Here is a 17,446-nt window from a genome sequence, read left to right on the forward strand (position 1 = left end):
TGCGGCTTGCCCCGCTTAAAGATCGAGAATATCGCCGTAATACGGCCCGGTATTGCGGGCAAACCCCATCGACATATCAAACTCGGCCATCGACATGCCCAAGGGGGCCATGGCCAGTTGCACCGTGCGAGTGTTGTCGGCGTGACTCAGCCAACGCTTGAGTGCTTGCGCCAGACGCTCTGGGTGCGCCGCGTGGGTGCCGTATACGTCTTGAGCCGAGACCACGCTGTAGGTCAACGAAGACAGGCGCTTGGCGGTCATTTGTATTTTTGACAGCTCCCGAGTCATGGCTTGAACGGTGGCCCGGGTGATCCGCGGAAAGGGGTCATTGGCCTCTTTGAGATGGCCGACCCGCTGTTTAAGTTGCTCCTCGACGCGTGACAGCATCAACCTCACCCACTCCACCTCACGATTGGTCACCCGTGGCCGAGCGCCCTCTTGTGCTTCTTGCCAGCGGCGTAGCGTGGCCCAGCAATTAGGCACGTAGCTGCTCACCATCGAATGATCACCTGCATCCAGCAACTGGCGCCCCAAACCATCGCGAACAGGCAGCCCTTCATACTGATCAAGAGCCATTGAACAGGCGGCGTGCTCGGCCAATGTGTCGCAGCCAGGCACCCAGAGAATGTGGGAAACCTCATTTCCGCCAAAATTCACCCGCATGAAATGCTGCACCTGCCCGTGGTGGGCGTAGGGATCGGCGTCCATATTGATCATGCCGGCGACATACGCAATGAACTCCGCGGGCACATTCTTAAAGCGAATCGCAGCCCCGTAATCAAATTCTGAAGGCTTAAACTTCATCCACGGCGCGGGCACACTGGGCACCGGGTCGTTGTGATTGACCATACGGTGATGGACGAGAGGTTTGGCGGCTTCGACAAAGGTTGAATCCCCCGCGCGGGGGGCGCCGTAGGTGTAGAGGAGGATGTCGTAGCGTTCAGGCTTGCGACGCAGCATTTCAGAAAGAATCAGGGCAATAGCACCGCCGAGGCTATGGCCGCAGATCATCAGCTTTTGACCCTTATAGAATTTTTCGAGGTACTTGACTGCAAATTTCTTGGCAACTTGTGCTGCCTCGTAAAACCCGCGATGAACCGTACCTACTCCCTCCTCAAAGGGAACTTGAAACGCATCAAGATCTCGAAGCCCATCACGCCACATCTCACTGGTACCCCGTATCACGATCAAGATAATTTCATCGCTATGCGTCGCAAACGCTTGAGTATCGGTGTCGACGATATCGCCGCGATCATCGAGAAAATGGATTTTGATGGGACTATCCTGATCGGGCCCTAGTTGTGGGTTATTTTTGGGGTACAACGCAGGATCAAAAGGCACGACTTCAAAACGCCTGGAATAGGCCACGTCCTCAAACAACGGGTAATAGGCCTGAGTTTGGCCAGCATCGACTTTCCATATTTCCTTGAATTTGGCGAGCGAATCGGCAAACCAGTTGCCCGAACTCGGCTCTTCGGCAAAAGTGACAACCGGTGCCCGTATGGGATGTTTGTCAGGGGCCTGCCCAAACGGGCAATAACTCAGCGTCGACATCAACGCCAACTGGTACAGGTTTAGCGCACAGAACTGCGGCTCTGTCGAAAGCATCGGGCGCAACGCCCGCAGTGGCCGAACTTGTAGAACCGTGTGCCGATTACCCGCGATGCAAACGCCTCGCAGGCCGTGCTCCCCCATTAACCGACGGGCACCCGTACTGGGCGGGTAATGACGCTCAACCTCAGGGGGCAAATGTGACACATGCTCGACCAAGTCGCGGACTTCGACTTGGCAAAAGTCGGCGTCTGAAAACCGAGATGTGGGCAGTTCCCGGGGGCGACTGCCATCTTCATTGGCGTAACGGGTTTGTTCTGCTCTGACTTGAAGTGCTGTTATTTTTAACGGGTAATGGTCACGTTTTATCAACGTATCGTAAAAATCATCCACACCCTGATAGAGCGATCCCATCGTCAATGCAAGAGGCCCGGCAAAATGGTTGGTTACTGTGCCCGTTGCCGTGTCACTCAAAAATCCAGTGTATTTGAACCCTTCACAATCTGTAACTTCAAAAGACAACCCCGCATAGGAATCGCCTGCACCAAACTCATCCAACAACTGAAAGGTAGATTGCTCGTTTTGAACAGGGCATGAAAACATTCTATGTTTCAAATCAATGCCTACCGCATTAACGATACTCATAAAGATAGCCTCACTCAGTACATCCCGGATAGATAGTGCACTGTTTGCCGTCAGCCATTATGAAATGACTAAAATCCTGTGTGTTACCACGACAAAATGCGTATTGATCTTCAAACCCTTTTCCCATGCAACGCTTCCAACCATTAGGAAACTCAACCCATTTATCCCCCATATAGGGGCGCTCTTTTTTGGCCAGATCAAGTTTTAACCTCACCGTCTTTCCCGGTAATTGATCAGGTAAATACCCCGCCACCGGCCTACCACGCGTTGCAGGACGTCCGACATTGACATCCTTGCAGTCGAGCAATTTTCGGAGCACCCGTGTCTTTCCGGAGGTTCTAAAACTCCATGAACACTCACCAAAAAATACACTTTCTCCTGCCTTATCAAATTTCTCAATATCTACTTCGTCCAGGCCTTCCTTAATAACGACTTGTGCGGTGGTCGTACCAAAATCTCGCCATGTATTGCCGTATACCGCATAGATATCCAACCTGATGTTATATACCACTAGAGGGCAGCCTTTACGGGTTCGACGAATTTCTATAACCGCGTCTGGCTCATAATACTTCCACCACCGGTAGTTGAATGTGGGCGCTAAATTATCCTTCGTTGCCACCTCGCACGTCTCACCCGGCGCTGGTACGTAATACACCGCCGCCGAATATTTAAACCCCGGCGGCATATCGACCGTGAAGGTAAAGGTGTTGGGCTCCTTGAAATACCAATAGGCACTGAAAAGCCCAATCAAAACAACGAACACACTGAGTGCGATAATTTTATACTTGGCCACGGCACTCACTCCGTACATCCCGGATAAATAGTGCACTGTTTACCATCAGGCATTATGAAATGACTAAAATCTTCTTGATTGCCATTACAAAATGCGTATTGATCTTCAAATCCATTACCCATGCAGCGCTTCCAACCGTTAGGAAACTCAACCCATGTATCACCTATTGAGGGACGCTCTTTATTGGCCAAATCAAGTTTCAACCGCACCGTCTTTCCCGGTAATTGAGCTGGTAAATACCCAGCCACCGGCCTACCACGCGTTGCAGGACGTCCGACATTGACATCCTTGCAGTCGAGTAATTTTCGGAGCACGCGGGTTTTTCCGGAGGTTCTAAATCTCCAATCACACTCCCCAAAAAAAGTACTTTCTCCGGCATCACTGAAACTTTCTATATCAATTTTATCCAATCCTTCCTTGATAACGACCTGTGCAGTAGTCGAGCCGAAATCTGCCCATGTAGGCCCATAAACCGCATAAATCTCCAACTTGATGTTGTACACCACCAACGGGCAGCCTTTACGGGTTCGACGAATTTCTATAACCGCGTCTGGCTCATATGACTTCCACCACCTGTAGTTGAATGTCGGCGCTAAATTATCCTTCGTTGCCACCTCGCACGTCTCACCCGGCGCAGGCACGTAATACACCGCAGCTGAATATTTAAACCCCGGAGGCATATCAACCGTAAAGGTAAAGGTGTTGGGATCTTTGAAATACAAATAGGCGCCGTAAACGCCAATCAAAACAACGAAAATACTGAGTGCGATAAATTTATACTTGGCCACGGCACTCACTCCGTACAACCCGGATAGATAGTGCACTGTTTGCCGTCAGCCATTATGAAATGACTGAAATCCTGTGTGTTACCACGACAAAATGCGTATTGATCTTCAAACCCTTTTCCCATGCAACGCTTCCAACCATTAGGAAACTCAACCCATGTATCCCCCATAGAGGGACGCTCTTTATTGGACAATTTGAGTTTTAACCGCACCGTCTTTCCTGGTAATTGATCTGGTAAGTACCCAGCCACTGGCCCACCAAGCGTCGAAGAGCGTCCGACATTGACATCTTTACAGTCGAGCGATTTCCGTAGCACGCGGGTTTTTCCGGAGGTTCGAAATTTCCAATCACACTCCCCAAAAAAAGTACTTTCTCCGGCATCACTGAAACTTTCTATATCAATTTCATCCAATCCTTCCTTGATAACGACCTGTGCAGTAGTCGAGCCGAAATCTGCCCATGTAGGCCCATAAACCGCATAAATCTCCAACTTGATGTTGTACACCACCAACGGGCAGCCTTTACGGGTTCGACGAATCTCTATAACCGCGTCTGGCTCATAAGACTTCCACCACCTGTAGTTGAATGTGGGCGCTAAATTATCCTTCGTTGCCACCTCGCACGTCTCACCCGGCGCAGGCACGTAATACACCGCCGCCGAATATTTAAATCCCGGCGGCATATCGACGGTGAAGGTAAAGGTGTTGGGCTCTTTAAAGTACCCATAGGCTGCCGCCCCAATACCTGCTATCCCTGCACAAGCCACTAACCAGCGCTTCATGCTGCGCCTTTGCCTTGTAATAACTTCGCGTCCTGGTACACCCGTTCAAAGTGCTCACTGGGTTCTTCATAAGGACGCGGATGCCATTGCACGGGCATTTCGAATTCAGGGGTGCTCAAGCTGCTGGCCAATAACAATTCCAGTTGGCGGGGCGCATGCCATCCCCAGCCTTCGGCCTTTTCCCGCTGCTGGCGTAGCCAGGCGAAAGGGTCCCGATGCTCGGCCAATTGCAGGTAGGCAACCTGATGATGGGCCAGCAAAAAACGATGGGCGTTGGTTTCTCGTATGCGCGCCCGTTGCTCGGGCGGCAAAGGCACTTGTAACCATTGCGGTTGCTCAGGCAAAGGGTGCTGACCCGGGGTCGGGTTATCGGCGCTGAGCCAGTGTTCACCCTGCCAGTAACACAGGCTAATGGCTGGCCCCATATACGCCGGTAGCGCCTCTGGCGACAAAAACGGCAGTGCCCTGCCCAGTACCCGGTTGTCGTGAAAGCGATAGATGCCTTGATCAGGCCGCTGCCCCACCAGGATGCGCTCGCGCCAATGCTGTACCAGTGCGGCAAAATCCTGCGCGGCAATGCTCACCAGCCAGCCCCAGTGACGTTCAGGGCTGTTTAACAGTTCGGTGAGGGGTTGTGTGTCGCCACTGTCGAGCACAATCAGAAAAGGCCCGATGCTGGCCAGTTCAGCGATAGGCGTCTGGCTATAGAGGCTGCTGTACCGGTCATGGGCGCGGCCATTCAAGAGCGCCTTAAGCACCGGTTTCTGATCGAACGTGTCCAGCATCAAGCACAGTTCATGACCCCGCTTACGCTGTACTTCTATCCATTGAACGGGGGACGGCAATTTCATTGCGCAACTCCTTCAGGCACACACAGGCCGTTTCGACAGGCCTCGCATAACGGGCAAATATCGGCACCAAGGGCACGTGATGCCGTCATCAGGGACAGTTGCGAGGGGGCGATGTGCAGCGGCAGGGCCTGCGGGGGCAAGTCATGGGCGAATTGGCCGGGCAACAAGGGCATGGCAGGTACACCCCGCACTGGCTTGCCGCCTTCTTGGATGGGGCTGCTGCTAAAAATACCGCTGGGGCCGATGACGAGATGCTGACCGCCCGCCATCAAGGTGATGTTGGCCCCGGCGTCGAGCACAAACTGGGCGCCTGCCTGAAGATGCACGTGCTGCCCGGCTTCGACTGTCATTACGTTGCCTACTCGGGTATGGCTGCTGCCCGCGACCTGCAGGTGATCGCTGCCCTTGATGTACTCTCTGCGGTCGCATGTGATGGTGAGGTGATCCTCGGCCTGGAGCACGGTCACGCTGTCGCCGACCACCGTGACCTGTTGTTGACCCTCGATGTGTAACCGGCTGTCGTGCTTGATGTGCTGTTTCATATCGCGCTGGGCGTGCACATAGATCAGCTCTTGCCCTTGACGGTCATCGATGCGCAGTTCGTTGCGGCCCCGGCCGCCGGGGGTGCTGCGGCTGCGAAAGACGCTTTGGCTTTGTTCGGCGGGCAGATCAAGCGGGACCGGGTTGATGCTATTGGCCAGGCACGCCGAAATAACCGGAAAATCTGGATCACCTTCGATGTGATTCACCAGTACTTCCATGCCCACTCGAGGGGTCGTCACGACCCCGTAGTATTCCCCCGCCCAACTGGATGACACCCGCACCCAGCAACTGCTTTGCTCGTTTTCAATGCCGCTGCGATCCCAGTGAAATTTCACCCGAACCCTGCCGAACTCATCGCAGTGAATCTCTTCGCCCGCAGGCCCAGTCACGCGCGCCGTTTGGGTGCCTATGCGCGGCTTGGGGTAAATTTCCTGCGACCGGAAGGTGACGTCCGCGGGGATCACCTCAAAGGTATTGCGATAGCCCTGCGTCCATTCACCCGGCTCGCTGGGCGGGGAAACCCGGCTCTGCTCTTCCAGAACCTGCGGCTGCCTGCCCTCATGCTGAACCCGGGTCAGCAGCCAGCGGCAGTTCCAGTCCACGCGCGGGTATTCACTCATCTGCAAAAAGTGCCCACTGCTCAAGATCGGCTGATCGCTGCTGCCTCTGCCCCGGTAGTAACCGGTTTGGTGCTGCTCAAGGGCGATCTGGCATAGATGCTCGCCCCGGGCCTTGTCCTTAAAGCCACCGGGGTAGGTGTAGCTTTCAAAGGGGGGCCCATTGAGTGGGCCACTGCTGTCAGCCTCGAGTGTGCGACTGGCTGTCTGGAAGTCGTAATCACGCTGTACGGTGCGCTTGATGCACTTGCTCACGCCCGCTGCAAAGTGATTGATCGACGGCCCTGCCGCCACCATCCCGTTGTTTTGGATGAAAGGCGTGACCTCTTTTAACGGGGTAAACGCCTGCTGCTTATCGCCAAATACCAAGAGGTGGCCGTCAGGCGAATGCTTGAAGTAATAGTGAAAACCCTCTTCAAAACACAAACGCTGAAGAAAATACAAATCGGACTCGCCGTACTGCACGCAGTACTCGCGCGGGCGTGAAGGGGAGAAGGCAGCGAAGGTATAGGTATCGCTGAGAATGCCGTGCTCGCTTAACAACTGTTCGATGATTTGCTGAACAGTGAGGTTCTGGAAAATCCGGTGATTGGTGCGGTGTTCCAGGTAGGCCAGGCTGGGCACCAGGGTCAGGTCGTAGCGGGTCAGCCGGGCATCAGGGCTGTAGCGTTTAACGCTGTGGATCTGCCCGTGAATGCCGTTGAGACGCTCATCGAACGCCAGAAAGGCGGTGTGGTGCATCAAGATCTCGACGTCCAAAGTCGGGTGCTCGCTCACCAGTTCAAGCTCGAAGCAATAAGGCCTGCTGATGGCCTCATGACCTTTAAAGGCTAATACCCGAAGCTCATGCGGGGAGCCTGGGATTGTCAAACTGAAACGGTGCTGGCGGGCTAATGCTGACATCCTGAATTCCCCCTCGATAAAGGAGGAACATTAACGGACAGACCGGTAGTCACGTTGTAGGGGGATTCTGAAACTTTAAAAGAAGTTGCTAGCTCGGTTCTGCGATGTATTTAAGCAGCGGCTCACTGGGAGCAAAAACCAAAAAGCCCCGACACTTTTCAATGCCGGGGCTTTGGTTTGACGCTAGACGGGGTTAGCCGTTGAACACGTCATCCACGCTTTTGAGCGGGTAGTTTTTCGGGTACGGCAGGGTCGCAACGCCGGTTTCGATGGCCGCTTTGGCTACCGCATCCGAGATCAGGGTGATCAAGCGCACGTCCATCGGTTTCGGGATGATGTACTCACGACCGAATTCCAGTTTGATGCCGCCGTAGGCGTCACACACTTCTTGTGGTACCGGCAGTTTGGCCAGTTCACGCAGTGCGTTGGCCGCTGCAATTTTCATTTCTTCGTTGATGCGCTTGGCGCGAACGTCCAGTGCACCACGGAAGATGAACGGGAAGCCCAGTACGTTGTTGACCTGGTTCGGGTAGTCCGAACGGCCAGTGGCCATGATCACATCGCTACGGGTGGCGTGAGCCAGCTCTGGCGAGATTTCCGGATCAGGGTTCGAGCAGGCGAACACGATCGGGTTAGGCGCCATGCGCAGCAGGTCTTCAGCGCTCAGCAGGTTTGGACCCGACAGGCCAACAAACACGTCTGCGCCGTCCATGGCATCAGCCAGGGTACGTTTTTCAGTGGCGTGAGCAAAGACCGCCTTGTACTGGTTCAGGTCGTCACGGCCGGAATGGATCACGCCGGTACGGTCGATCATGTAGATGTTTTCGATCGTGGCGCCCATGCTCACCAGCAACTTCATGCAGGAGATGGCCGCAGCGCCAGCACCCAGGCAGACGATTTTGGCGTCGGACAGGGTTTTGCCAGCGATTTCCAGCGCGTTGATCATGCCGGCTGCCGTTACGATGGCGGTACCGTGCTGGTCATCGTGGAACACCGGGATGTCGCACTGTTCGATCAGCGCACGCTCGATCTCAAAGCACTCAGGTGCCTTGATGTCTTCGAGGTTAATGCCGCCGAAGGTGATGGAGATGCGTTTAACGGTGTCGATAAAGGCTTGCGGGCTTTCGGCGTCAACTTCAATGTCGAATACGTCGATACCGGCAAAGCGCTTGAACAGGACGCCCTTGCCTTCCATTACAGGCTTGGAAGCCAACGGGCCGAGGTTACCCAGACCCAGAATGGCGGTGCCATCAGAGATAACGGCGACCAGGTTGCCCTTGCCAGTGTATTTGTAGGCAAGTTCAGGGTCGCGGGCGATTTCACGCACTGGTTCGGCTACACCCGGGCTATAGGCCAACGCGAGATCGCGGGCAGTAGCGGTAGGCTTGGTGAGCTCGACACTCAGTTTCCCTGGGCGGGGCTGGGCATGGTATTCGAGAGCAGCGGTTTTCAAATCAGACATAAGGGCGTTCCGCTTTTTTGCTGTTGGACAGACGGATCGCCGAGCATACGCGTGTCGCAAAGTCCCGACAAGACTGACCGGTCAGCAGTGTCAAGCGCTTTGCCCTACTACTTTGGACCAAGACCCGCGCTGCGCAAGGCCTGTAGTGTCCACAATTACGCTTTAAAATTGTCTACAATTTTATTTGGAAATGATCTTGAGCATCCCCGGATGAGTCAATGGCAACATCCAGCGCGCTTGTCCGGTTTTCAATCCACCGCGGCGCGAACGATCCAGCACCCAGCCACGCACCTCGACCTGAGCGCCTTGTAGCTTAGCGAAGGTTTTCTGATCGAAATTGCCCAGGTCATTGGGTGCAATGTGCGCGACCAATCCGCCTTGCAGATCAATCCAAAGCCCGCCGCGATTGCGTTGCACCTTACTGACCTTACCCCCGACCACGGCAAAACCTGAGCGGTTAATGTTCTGGGCTGAGACAACCGGCGATTGCCGCCATAGCCCGACACCGTTCGTCCGGGCGCGGCGTTCGGCGGCTTGCTGACAATCCAGCAACTCGACATTGGGTGCTATTGCGACTTGATAGGCCAGGCCATCCGCCAACAACTGCGCCTCCAGATTACTGCCGTCGGCACCAAAGACATGGGCCAGTGTTCGCCCGTAACGGTCCTTGGCCTGCTTGCCGGGCAACAACCCTACGCGCCCGTCACTGAGCGCCACCAAGCTTTGCAGACGCTTGCGGGCGGCGTCGGCAAAAGGTTCGGCACTCTGGCCCTTTTTGCCGGTTTCGGGTGCATTGAGGCCGATCATGCGCACGCTGCGACCATCCTTGAGGCGCAGGGTGTCGCCATCGACCACGCGCTCTACCTGCGCGTACGACACCGGCTGAGGTGCGGGGCACAGCGCTTGCGCCTGCACCACCGAAAGCCAAATCGCGGGCACAAAAAAGGCGCCCGCAAGGGACGCCTTTTTCAATAACCCGGCCAGACTCGAAAGGCTGCCCAAGGTCATCAGCCTTACTCGGCTGCTTTTTCTGCTTCTGCTGCTGGAGCGGCTGCTTTAGCGCCGAAAGCACCAAAACGAGTCTTGAAGCGATCAACACGACCGCCAATGTCCAGAGTTTTTTGCTTACCGGTGTAGAACGGGTGGCACTCGTTGCATACGTCAGTGCCCAGTGGTTTGCACAGGTTCGAACGAGTTTCGAACTTGTTGCCGCAGCTGCAAGTTACCAGGATTGTTTCGTACGCTGGATGGATATCGGCTTTCATGGGGTATTCCTCAGGCTAGCGTGCCGCCACTCAACACCATTGTTGAATACCGCACGTAAATTTAGGGCGCCGATAATACCAGACCTTTGCATTGACGCAAGCGGCCAAGCATGCTCCACCTGATTTCTTTCGTATTTGCCTGACATGGGTTTTAGTCCCCGCCCCCGTTGTCTGCTAGGCTCCGGGCCATCTTTGCCGTTCATCACTTGAGAGCCCCGCGTGCCCGACGCCATATTGCGCCTTGCCCTGCCTTCCCCCCTGCGCCGCCTGTTCGATTACCGGGCGCCTGCGGGCGTTCGACGTGAGCAATTGCAGCCCGGGATGCGCTTGCGGGTGCCGTTCGGGCGGCGCGAAATGATCGGCATTTTAGTCGAAGTGGTTGATCACAGCGACGTGCCAGCCGACAAGCTCAAGCCCGCCATCGCCCTGCTTGACGCGACGCCACCGCTGCCAGCTTCTTTATTTAAGCTGTGCTTATGGACCTCGCAGTATTACCAGCACAGCCTGGGCGACACCCTGAGCTGGGCGCTGCCGGTTTTACTGCGCCAGGGCGAGCTGGCTGAGACCCGTCAGGAACGCTTTTGGCAAATAGCCCCCGGCGCCCAGCTTGACGACCCGCGCGTGGCCCGCGCGCCGCGTCAGCGAGAAGCTCTGGCCACGCTGGCGCAACACCCCCATGGGGTGGCGCATCAACTGCTGAGCAAATTGATGCTGAGCAAAGACAGCCTCGACCTGTTGCTGGCCAAGGGCCTGGTGACCGTCGAGGTACGCCGCCATGCGCCAAGTGAACGCCATGAGCACTGGCTGGCCCAGCCCGAGCTGCCGCTCAACCCCGAACAGCGGGCCGCCTACGAGGCTATACGTGCAGGTTTCGATCACTTCCATGCCTTTTTATTGGCGGGCGTCACGGGCAGCGGCAAAACCGAGGTGTATTTGCAGCTGATTCGCGAAACGCTGCAGGCTGGCAAACAAGCGCTGGTATTGATCCCGGAGATCAACCTCGGCCCGCAAACCCTCGCCCGCTTCGAGCAACGCTTTAATGCACGCATTGCGCTGGTGCATTCGGCGGTCAACGATCGTGAGCGGCTGGAAAGTTGGCTGGCCGCTCGTGATGGCGAGGCCGACATTATTATTGGCACACGTTCGGCGCTGTTCACACCGATGAAAAACCCGGGCCTGATCATCATCGACGAAGAGCACGACGGCTCGTATAAGCAGCAGGAAGGTTTGCGCTATCACGCTCGCGACCTGGCACTGGTGCGCGCCCGACAAGAAAACATACCAATTGTGCTCGGTTCCGCGACCCCTTCACTTGAAAGTTTGCATAACGCCTACACGGGCCGCTATGGCCTGCTGCGCTTGAATGAACGGGCGGGTGGTGCCAAGCAGCCACGCTTCCTTCGGCTGGATGTCAAAAGCCGCCCGCTGGACAGCGGTATTTCCGGCCCGATGCAACAAGCCATCGGCCAAACCCTGGCGGCGGGCCAGCAAGTTCTGGTGTTTCTCAACCGCCGCGGCTTTGCCCCGACCTTGTTGTGCCATGACTGCGGCTGGATGTCGGAGTGTCAACGCTGCGATGCACGCATGACGGTTCATCAGCGCTCGGGTGAGCTTCGCTGCCATCACTGCGGCTACGTCGAACGCGTGCCGCGCAACTGCCCGCAGTGCGGTAAAGTCGACTTGCGACCGGTAGGTGCCGGCACCGAGCGGGCGGAAGAACGGTTAGGAATTTTATTCCCTGACTACCCCGTGCTCCGGGTCGATCGCGACAGCACCTCGCGCAAAGACGCGATGAACCAGCTGTTTGCCACCATTCAAAAAGGCCAGCCGTGCATTTTGATCGGTACGCAAATGCTCGCCAAAGGTCATCACTTCCCCCGGGTAACGCTGGTGTCGATTCTGGACGCCGACGGCGGTTTGTTCTCGGGCGACTTTCGCGCCAGCGAGCGCATGGCCCAGCTTATCGTTCAGGTCGCGGGCCGTGCGGGGCGCGCCGAAGAGCCAGGCAAGGTGATCATCCAGACCCATCTGGCCGACCATCCGCTGCTGATTCAGCTGACGGAGCAAGGCTACTTCGCCTTTGCCGAACAAGCCTTGAGCGAGCGTCGTGCCGCAGGCTTGCCGCCCTTTGCTCATCTGGCACTGTTGCGCGCCGAGGCTCACAAGCCGGGGCAAGCTGAAGGTTTTCTGGACGAGGCGTGCAGCGAGGCCGAGCGTTTGCTGGGCGAGCTAAACTTGAGCGGTATCGAGCTGCTCGGCCCCGTACCAGCACCGATGGAGCGCCGCGCCGGACGCTACCGTGCCCAACTGTTGCTTCAGGCCAATGCCCGGGCACCGCTGCATCGACTGCTGAACCAGTGGCTGCTGGTGCTGGAGCAAATGCCCAGCGGTCGACAAGTACGCTGGTCGCTGGACGTGGACCCGGTCGATCTTTATTGACCCGCGTCCATGTAGCCGCTGCCGAAGGCTGCGATAAGGGCCGCTGGACCTTCGCTTTTATTCAAAAGCAGGTTTGATACGCGCCCCATCGCAGCCTGCGGCAGCGGCTACAGATTTAACAAAGCCCGGCTGCTAAGGTTGGCAAGGCCGACCCGGCAACGGATAATGCCCAGTTTTTCCACCTGCGCACTAAAGCGCTACCGCGCTTGCGGTTGAAAGAGAAGACCATGAAAGACACCATTCGCCAGCTTATTCAAAAAGCCCTGGATCAACTCGTCACAGAAGGTGTGTTGCCTGAAGGCCTGACGCCAGCGATTCAGGTGGAAAACGCCCGTGACAAAACCCACGGCGACTTCGCCAGCAACATTGCCATGATGCTGGCCAAGCCTGCCGGCATGAAGCCGCGCGACCTGGCTGAAAAAATCATCGCCGCCCTGCCGGCCGATGAGCAGATCAGCAAGACCGAGATCGCCGGTCCGGGCTTCCTGAACTTCTTCCAGAACACCCAAGCCCTGGCTTCGCGCCTCGATGCGGCACTGGCCGACGAGAAAATCGGCGTGCGCAAGTCGACACCCGCCATGCGCACCGTGGTCGACATGTCCGCGCCGAACCTGGCCAAAGAAATGCACGTGGGCCACTTGCGCTCGACCATCATTGGCGATGGCGTGGCACGGGTACTGGAATTTCTCGGTGACGATGTAATTCGCCAAAACCACGTTGGCGACTGGGGCACCCAGTTCGGCATGTTGATGGCCTATCTGGAAGAAAACCCGATCACCAGCGACGAGCTGTCTGACCTCGAAAACTTCTACCGCGCCGCTAAAAAACGCTTCGACGAGTCGCCCGAGTTTGCCGACCGTGCCCGCAGCCTGGTGGTCAAGCTGCAAGCCGGCGATCCGGAGTGCCTGGCGCTGTGGACCAAGTTCAAAGACATTTCGCTGTCGCACTGCCAGAAAATCTACGAGCAGTTGAACGTCAAATTGACCATGGCCGATGTGATGGGCGAAAGCGCCTACAACGACGACCTGATCAACGTTGTCAACGACCTCAAGGCCAAAGGCATGTTGGTCGAGAGCAATGGCGCCCAGTGCGTGTTCCTCGACGAATTCAAAAACGCTGAAGGCGAGCCCCTGCCGGTGATCATCGTCAAGGCGGACGGCGGCTATCTGTATGCCACCACCGACCTTGCGGCCATTCGCTACCGCAGCGGCGTACTGAAGGCCGATCGCGCCCTGTACTTTGTCGACCAGCGTCAGGCCCTGCACTTCCAGCAAGTGTTCGCCGTCGCCCGTAAAGCCGGTTTCATTACCCACCCGATGGAAATGGAACACATGGGCTTCGGCACCATGAACGGCGCGGATGGCCGCCCGTTCAAAACCCGCGACGGCGGCACGGTCAAACTGATTGACCTGCTCAACGAAGCCAAAGAACGTGCTTACGCGCTGGTAAAAGAGAAAAACCCGGAGCTGGCCGAAGAAGAACTGCGTGCCATCGCCAAAGTGGTGGGTATTGGCGCGGTGAAATACGCCGACTTGTCCAAGCACCGCACCAGCGATTACAGCTTCAACTTCGACCTGATGTTGAACTTTGAAGGCAATACCGCACCTTACTTGCTGTATGCCTACACCCGTGTTGCGGGCGTGTTCCGTAAGCTGGGCAAGAACTTCGATGAAGTTGAAGGCCACATCATTCTTCAAGCACCACAAGAACAAGAACTGGCGGCCAAATTGGCTCAGTTCAGCGAAGTACTGAATCACGTCGCCGAAAAAGGCACCCCGCACACGCTGTGCACGTACCTGTACGAAGTGGCCGGCCTGTTCTCCAGTTTCTACGAGAACTGCCCGATCCTGAGCGCAGAAGACGAAGCACAGAAGCAAAGCCGCCTGCGTTTGGCTGCCTTGTCGGGCCGCACCCTCAAGCAAGGCCTGGAATTGCTGGGTCTGGAAACTCTGGAGCGCATGTAAGTTGGCCGCTAAAAAGAAGCCTGCACCCAAGCGAGGCGCCAGTCGGTACCAGGCGCCCGCCAAACAACCCATTCCGGGTTGGCTGTGGATGGCTATTGGCCTCACGGTGGGCGCCTTTATTGTGTTCTTGATGAAACTCGAACCCGGCAAGGGCGACGACGTAAAACGGGTCAAGCAAGAGCAGCAAAAAGCCTCACAGGTCGAGCACGCCAATAAAACGGCACCTAGCCCGACCCAGCCGGCCAAGCCCAAGTACGACTTCTACACGTTGCTGCCCGAGTCAGAAGTGATCGTGCCACCTGATGCCGTGCCGGAAAAAACCCCGCCAACGCCACAAGCGGCGCCCGTGGTACCGGTCACGCCTGCAGAGGCCGCGAAAATCGACACGGCTCGCGCCCAGGCAGCGCTAAGTGGCGTCACGCCACCACCGGCGCCGCCTGTGATAAAAGCGGCACCCGTCACCAAGTTCTTCCTGCAAGCGGGCTCGTTCCGCAAACAGGCCGATGCTGAACGGGTACGTGCGCAAATCATCTTGCTGGGGCAAACCGCCACCGTTGAGGCCGGCACGGTCAAGGATGAAACCTGGTACCGCGTGCTGGTCGGGCCGTTCACCAACCGCGACCAACTGACCGTTGCTCAAAAGCAATTGGCCGGCAGCGGGTTCAATAATTTGCTGTTGCAACAGCGCCGCTAAAAACGCTCACAAGCTCGCCTCTACAGAGATACATGGACGCTGTAGAAGCGAGCTTGCTCGCGATGCTTATCCCCTCCCCGTCTTGCTCCACTCATCGACATTCCCTCCCCACGGTTGAAAAACCGACTACAACCCCCATATGTATTTCCATCAGGCATTTTCGCCCCGCTGCGTGGAGACTCTCCCTTGACCACCATCGTTTCAGTACGCCGTCACGGCAAAGTCGTCATGGCTGGCGACGGCCAGGTTTCCCTTGGCAATACCGTGATGAAAGGCAACGCGAAAAAAGTTCGTCGCCTCTATCACGGTCAGGTTATCGCCGGTTTTGCCGGTGCCACCGCCGATGCATTTACCTTGTTCGAACGCTTTGAAGGCCAGCTTGAGAAACATCAAGGCCATCTGGTTCGTGCTGCTGTCGAGTTAGCCAAAGAATGGCGTACCGACCGCTCGCTGAGCCGCCTGGAGGCCATGTTGGCGGTTGCCAACAAAGACGCTTCGTTGATCATCACCGGCAACGGTGACGTGGTTGAGCCTGAAGATGGCTTGATCGCAATGGGGTCTGGCGGTGCATTTGCCCAAGCGGCAGCCCGCGCCCTGCTGATGAAAACCGACCTTTCGGCCCGCGAAATCGCAGAAACCGCACTCGGTATCGCTGGCGACATCTGCGTATTCACTAACCACAACATCACTATCGAGGAGCAGGACCTCGCTAATTAAGACGCCTGCCGGGACAGCACGCCTGCCCGTTTGTGACCCTTACTTTAGCTAGAGGAACGCCAATTACCATGTCCATGACTCCCCGCGAAATTGTCCACGAACTCAATCGCCATATCATCGGCCAGGACGACGCCAAACGCGCCGTTGCCATCGCCCTGCGTAACCGCTGGCGCCGGATGCAACTGCCCGAAGAACTGCGCGTTGAAGTGACACCAAAAAACATTCTGATGATCGGCCCGACCGGTGTAGGTAAAACCGAGATCGCACGTCGTCTGGCCAAGCTGGCCAACGCACCGTTCATCAAAGTAGAAGCCACCAAGTTCACCGAAGTCGGTTATGTCGGCCGCGACGTTGAGTCGATCATTCGTGATCTGGCAGATGCCGCCATCAAACTGCTGCGTGAACAGGAAATCGTCAAGGTTCGCCACCGTGCTGAAGAAGCGGCCGAAGAGCGCATCCTCGATGCCCTCTTGCCACCGCCTCGCACCTTTGGCGAAGAAGCCGCAGTGCCGCAGGACTCCAACACGCGCCAACTGTTCCGCAAACGCCTGCGTGAAGGTCAACTGGACGACAAAGAAATCGAAATCGAAGTGGCTGACGTCGCCGGTGTCGATATTTCTGCGCCGCCTGGCATGGAAGAAATGACCAACCAGTTGCAGAACCTGTTTGCCAACATGGGCAAAGGCAAGCGCAAAAACCGCAAGCTGAAAGTCAAAGAAGCCCTGAAAATGGTGCGTGACGAAGAAGCCAGCCGCCTGGTTAACGATGAAGAACTCAAAGCCAAAGCTCTGGAAGCCGTAGAGCAACACGGCATTGTGTTTATCGATGAAATCGACAAAGTGGCCAAGCGTGGCAATGTCGGCGGTGCCGATGTATCTCGCGAAGGCGTGCAGCGCGACCTGCTGCCGCTGATCGAGGGCTGCACCGTCAACACCAAGCTGGGCATGGTCAAAACCGACCACATCCTGTTCATCGCATCGGGTGCCTTCCACCTGAGCAAACCAAGCGATCTGGTGCCCGAACTGCAAGGCCGCCTGCCAATCCGCGTTGAACTCAAGGCTTTGTCGCCTGAAGACTTCGAGCGCATTCTCAGCGAGCCGCATGCTTCTTTGACTGAGCAATACCGCGAGCTGCTGAAGACCGAAGGTTTGAACATCGAGTTCATGCCAGAAGGCATCAAGCGCTTGGCAGAAATTGCCTGGCAGGTTAACGAGAAAACCGAAAACATCGGTGCTCGCCGCCTGCACACGCTGCTTGAGCGCCTGCTTGAAGAGGTGTCTTTCAGTGCCGGTGATATCGCCAGCGCTCATCAAGAGGAACCGATTCGCATCGATGCCGAGTATGTGAACAGCCACTTGGGTGAATTGGCCGAGAACGAAGACCTCTCGCGCTACATCTTGTAAACCTCTACCCGCAAGGGTGTACACAGCACTTG

At 56.4% G+C, this 17,446-nt stretch carries 14 protein-coding genes; 5 read left to right on the plus strand and 9 right to left on the minus strand.

What is annotated here, in order from left to right; all coding sequences use genetic code 11:
• Positions 1-15: 15 nt before the first annotated feature.
• The 9 genes from FJD38_RS08680 to rpmE form a co-directional block, all read right to left on the minus strand.
• Positions 16-2,196, minus strand: a complete 2,181-nt coding sequence (locus tag FJD38_RS08680; protein ID WP_244302710.1) for a lipase family protein — start codon at positions 2,194-2,196, stop codon at positions 16-18.
• Between the two features lie 10 nt (positions 2,197-2,206).
• Positions 2,207-2,989 carry a hypothetical protein gene (locus FJD38_RS08685; protein WP_146384881.1) on the minus strand — a complete coding sequence of 261 codons (783 nt, stop codon included), beginning with the start codon at positions 2,987-2,989 and terminating at the stop codon, positions 2,207-2,209.
• 5 nt (positions 2,990-2,994) lie between these two features.
• Entirely contained in the window at positions 2,995-3,777 is a 783-nt protein-coding gene (locus FJD38_RS08690; protein ID WP_146384883.1) for a hypothetical protein, read from the minus strand.
• A gap of 5 nt (positions 3,778-3,782) precedes the next feature.
• Positions 3,783-4,556 (minus strand): hypothetical protein, encoded by a 774-nt coding sequence (locus FJD38_RS08695; RefSeq protein ID WP_146384885.1) that lies wholly within the window; start codon positions 4,554-4,556, stop codon positions 3,783-3,785.
• Positions 4,553-5,407 (minus strand): DUF4123 domain-containing protein, encoded by an 855-nt coding sequence (locus FJD38_RS08700; RefSeq protein ID WP_146384887.1) that lies wholly within the window; start codon positions 5,405-5,407, stop codon positions 4,553-4,555. The genes FJD38_RS08695 and FJD38_RS08700 overlap by 4 nt, the downstream gene beginning before the upstream one ends.
• Entirely contained in the window at positions 5,404-7,470 is a 2,067-nt protein-coding gene (tssI, locus tag FJD38_RS08705) for a type VI secretion system tip protein TssI/VgrG (RefSeq protein ID WP_146384889.1), read from the minus strand. Before tssI ends, FJD38_RS08700 begins: the two co-directional genes overlap by 4 nt.
• Before the next feature lie 193 nt (positions 7,471-7,663).
• Positions 7,664-8,932, minus strand: coding sequence for a malic enzyme-like NAD(P)-binding protein (locus tag FJD38_RS08710; protein WP_122785204.1), 1,269 nt, complete (start codon positions 8,930-8,932; stop codon positions 7,664-7,666).
• 180 nt (positions 8,933-9,112) lie between these two features.
• Positions 9,113-9,940 carry a thermonuclease family protein gene (locus FJD38_RS08715; protein WP_122785205.1) on the minus strand — a complete coding sequence of 276 codons (828 nt, stop codon included), beginning with the start codon at positions 9,938-9,940 and terminating at the stop codon, positions 9,113-9,115.
• A gap of 5 nt (positions 9,941-9,945) precedes the next feature.
• The gene (rpmE, locus tag FJD38_RS08720) at positions 9,946-10,197 is read right to left on the minus strand and encodes a 50S ribosomal protein L31 (protein WP_019825265.1); all 252 of its coding nucleotides are present in this window, start codon (positions 10,195-10,197) and stop codon (positions 9,946-9,948) included.
• 219 nt (positions 10,198-10,416) lie between these two features.
• Here rpmE and FJD38_RS08725 point away from each other — a divergent pair, with 219 nt between their 5' ends.
• The 5 genes from FJD38_RS08725 (at position 10,417) to hslU (ending at position 17,414) form a co-directional block, all read left to right on the plus strand.
• A complete protein-coding gene (locus FJD38_RS08725; protein WP_146384891.1) occupies positions 10,417-12,636 on the plus strand; it encodes a primosomal protein N' in 2,220 nt (739 codons plus the stop codon).
• A gap of 227 nt (positions 12,637-12,863) precedes the next feature.
• Complete coding sequence (argS, locus tag FJD38_RS08730; protein ID WP_122785207.1) at positions 12,864-14,600, plus strand: arginine--tRNA ligase; 1,737 nt, start codon at positions 12,864-12,866, stop codon at positions 14,598-14,600.
• Position 14,601: 1 nt separating this feature from the next.
• Entirely contained in the window at positions 14,602-15,294 is a 693-nt protein-coding gene (locus FJD38_RS08735) for an SPOR domain-containing protein (RefSeq protein WP_122785208.1), read from the plus strand.
• 186 nt (positions 15,295-15,480) lie between these two features.
• Positions 15,481-16,011: an ATP-dependent protease subunit HslV gene (gene hslV, locus FJD38_RS08740; RefSeq protein ID WP_122785209.1), complete on the plus strand. Its 531-nt coding sequence runs from the start codon at positions 15,481-15,483 to the stop codon at positions 16,009-16,011.
• 68 nt (positions 16,012-16,079) lie between these two features.
• Positions 16,080-17,414, plus strand: coding sequence for an ATP-dependent protease ATPase subunit HslU (gene hslU, locus FJD38_RS08745; protein WP_122785210.1), 1,335 nt, complete (start codon positions 16,080-16,082; stop codon positions 17,412-17,414).
• Positions 17,415-17,446 lie beyond the last annotated feature (32 nt).

The sequence above is a fragment of the Pseudomonas saxonica genome, assembly GCF_007858365.1.
In the GTDB taxonomy this organism is placed as follows: domain Bacteria; phylum Pseudomonadota; class Gammaproteobacteria; order Pseudomonadales; family Pseudomonadaceae; genus Aquipseudomonas; species Aquipseudomonas saxonica.

What these genes read in the sequence shown, in the direction of transcription:
- FJD38_RS08680 (WP_244302710.1), bottom strand. Translation starts at nt 2,196, where the DNA reads ATGAGTATCGTTAATGCGGTAGGCATTGATTTGAAACATAGAATGTTT.
- FJD38_RS08695 (WP_146384885.1), bottom strand. Translation starts at nt 4,556, where the DNA reads ATGAAGCGCTGGTTAGTGGCTTGTGCAGGGATAGCAGGTATTGGGGCG.
- FJD38_RS08700 (WP_146384887.1), bottom strand. Translation starts at nt 5,407, where the DNA reads ATGAAATTGCCGTCCCCCGTTCAATGGATAGAAGTACAGCGTAAGCGG.
- tssI (WP_146384889.1), bottom strand. Translation starts at nt 7,470, where the DNA reads ATGTCAGCATTAGCCCGCCAGCACCGTTTCAGTTTGACAATCCCAGGC.
- FJD38_RS08710 (WP_122785204.1), bottom strand. Translation starts at nt 8,932, where the DNA reads ATGTCTGATTTGAAAACCGCTGCTCTCGAATACCATGCCCAGCCCCGC.
- FJD38_RS08715 (WP_122785205.1), bottom strand. Translation starts at nt 9,940, where the DNA reads ATGACCTTGGGCAGCCTTTCGAGTCTGGCCGGGTTATTGAAAAAGGCG.
- rpmE (WP_019825265.1), bottom strand. Translation starts at nt 10,197, where the DNA reads ATGAAAGCCGATATCCATCCAGCGTACGAAACAATCCTGGTAACTTGC.
- argS (WP_122785207.1), top strand. Translation starts at nt 12,864, where the DNA reads ATGAAAGACACCATTCGCCAGCTTATTCAAAAAGCCCTGGATCAACTC.
- hslU (WP_122785210.1), top strand. Translation starts at nt 16,080, where the DNA reads ATGTCCATGACTCCCCGCGAAATTGTCCACGAACTCAATCGCCATATC.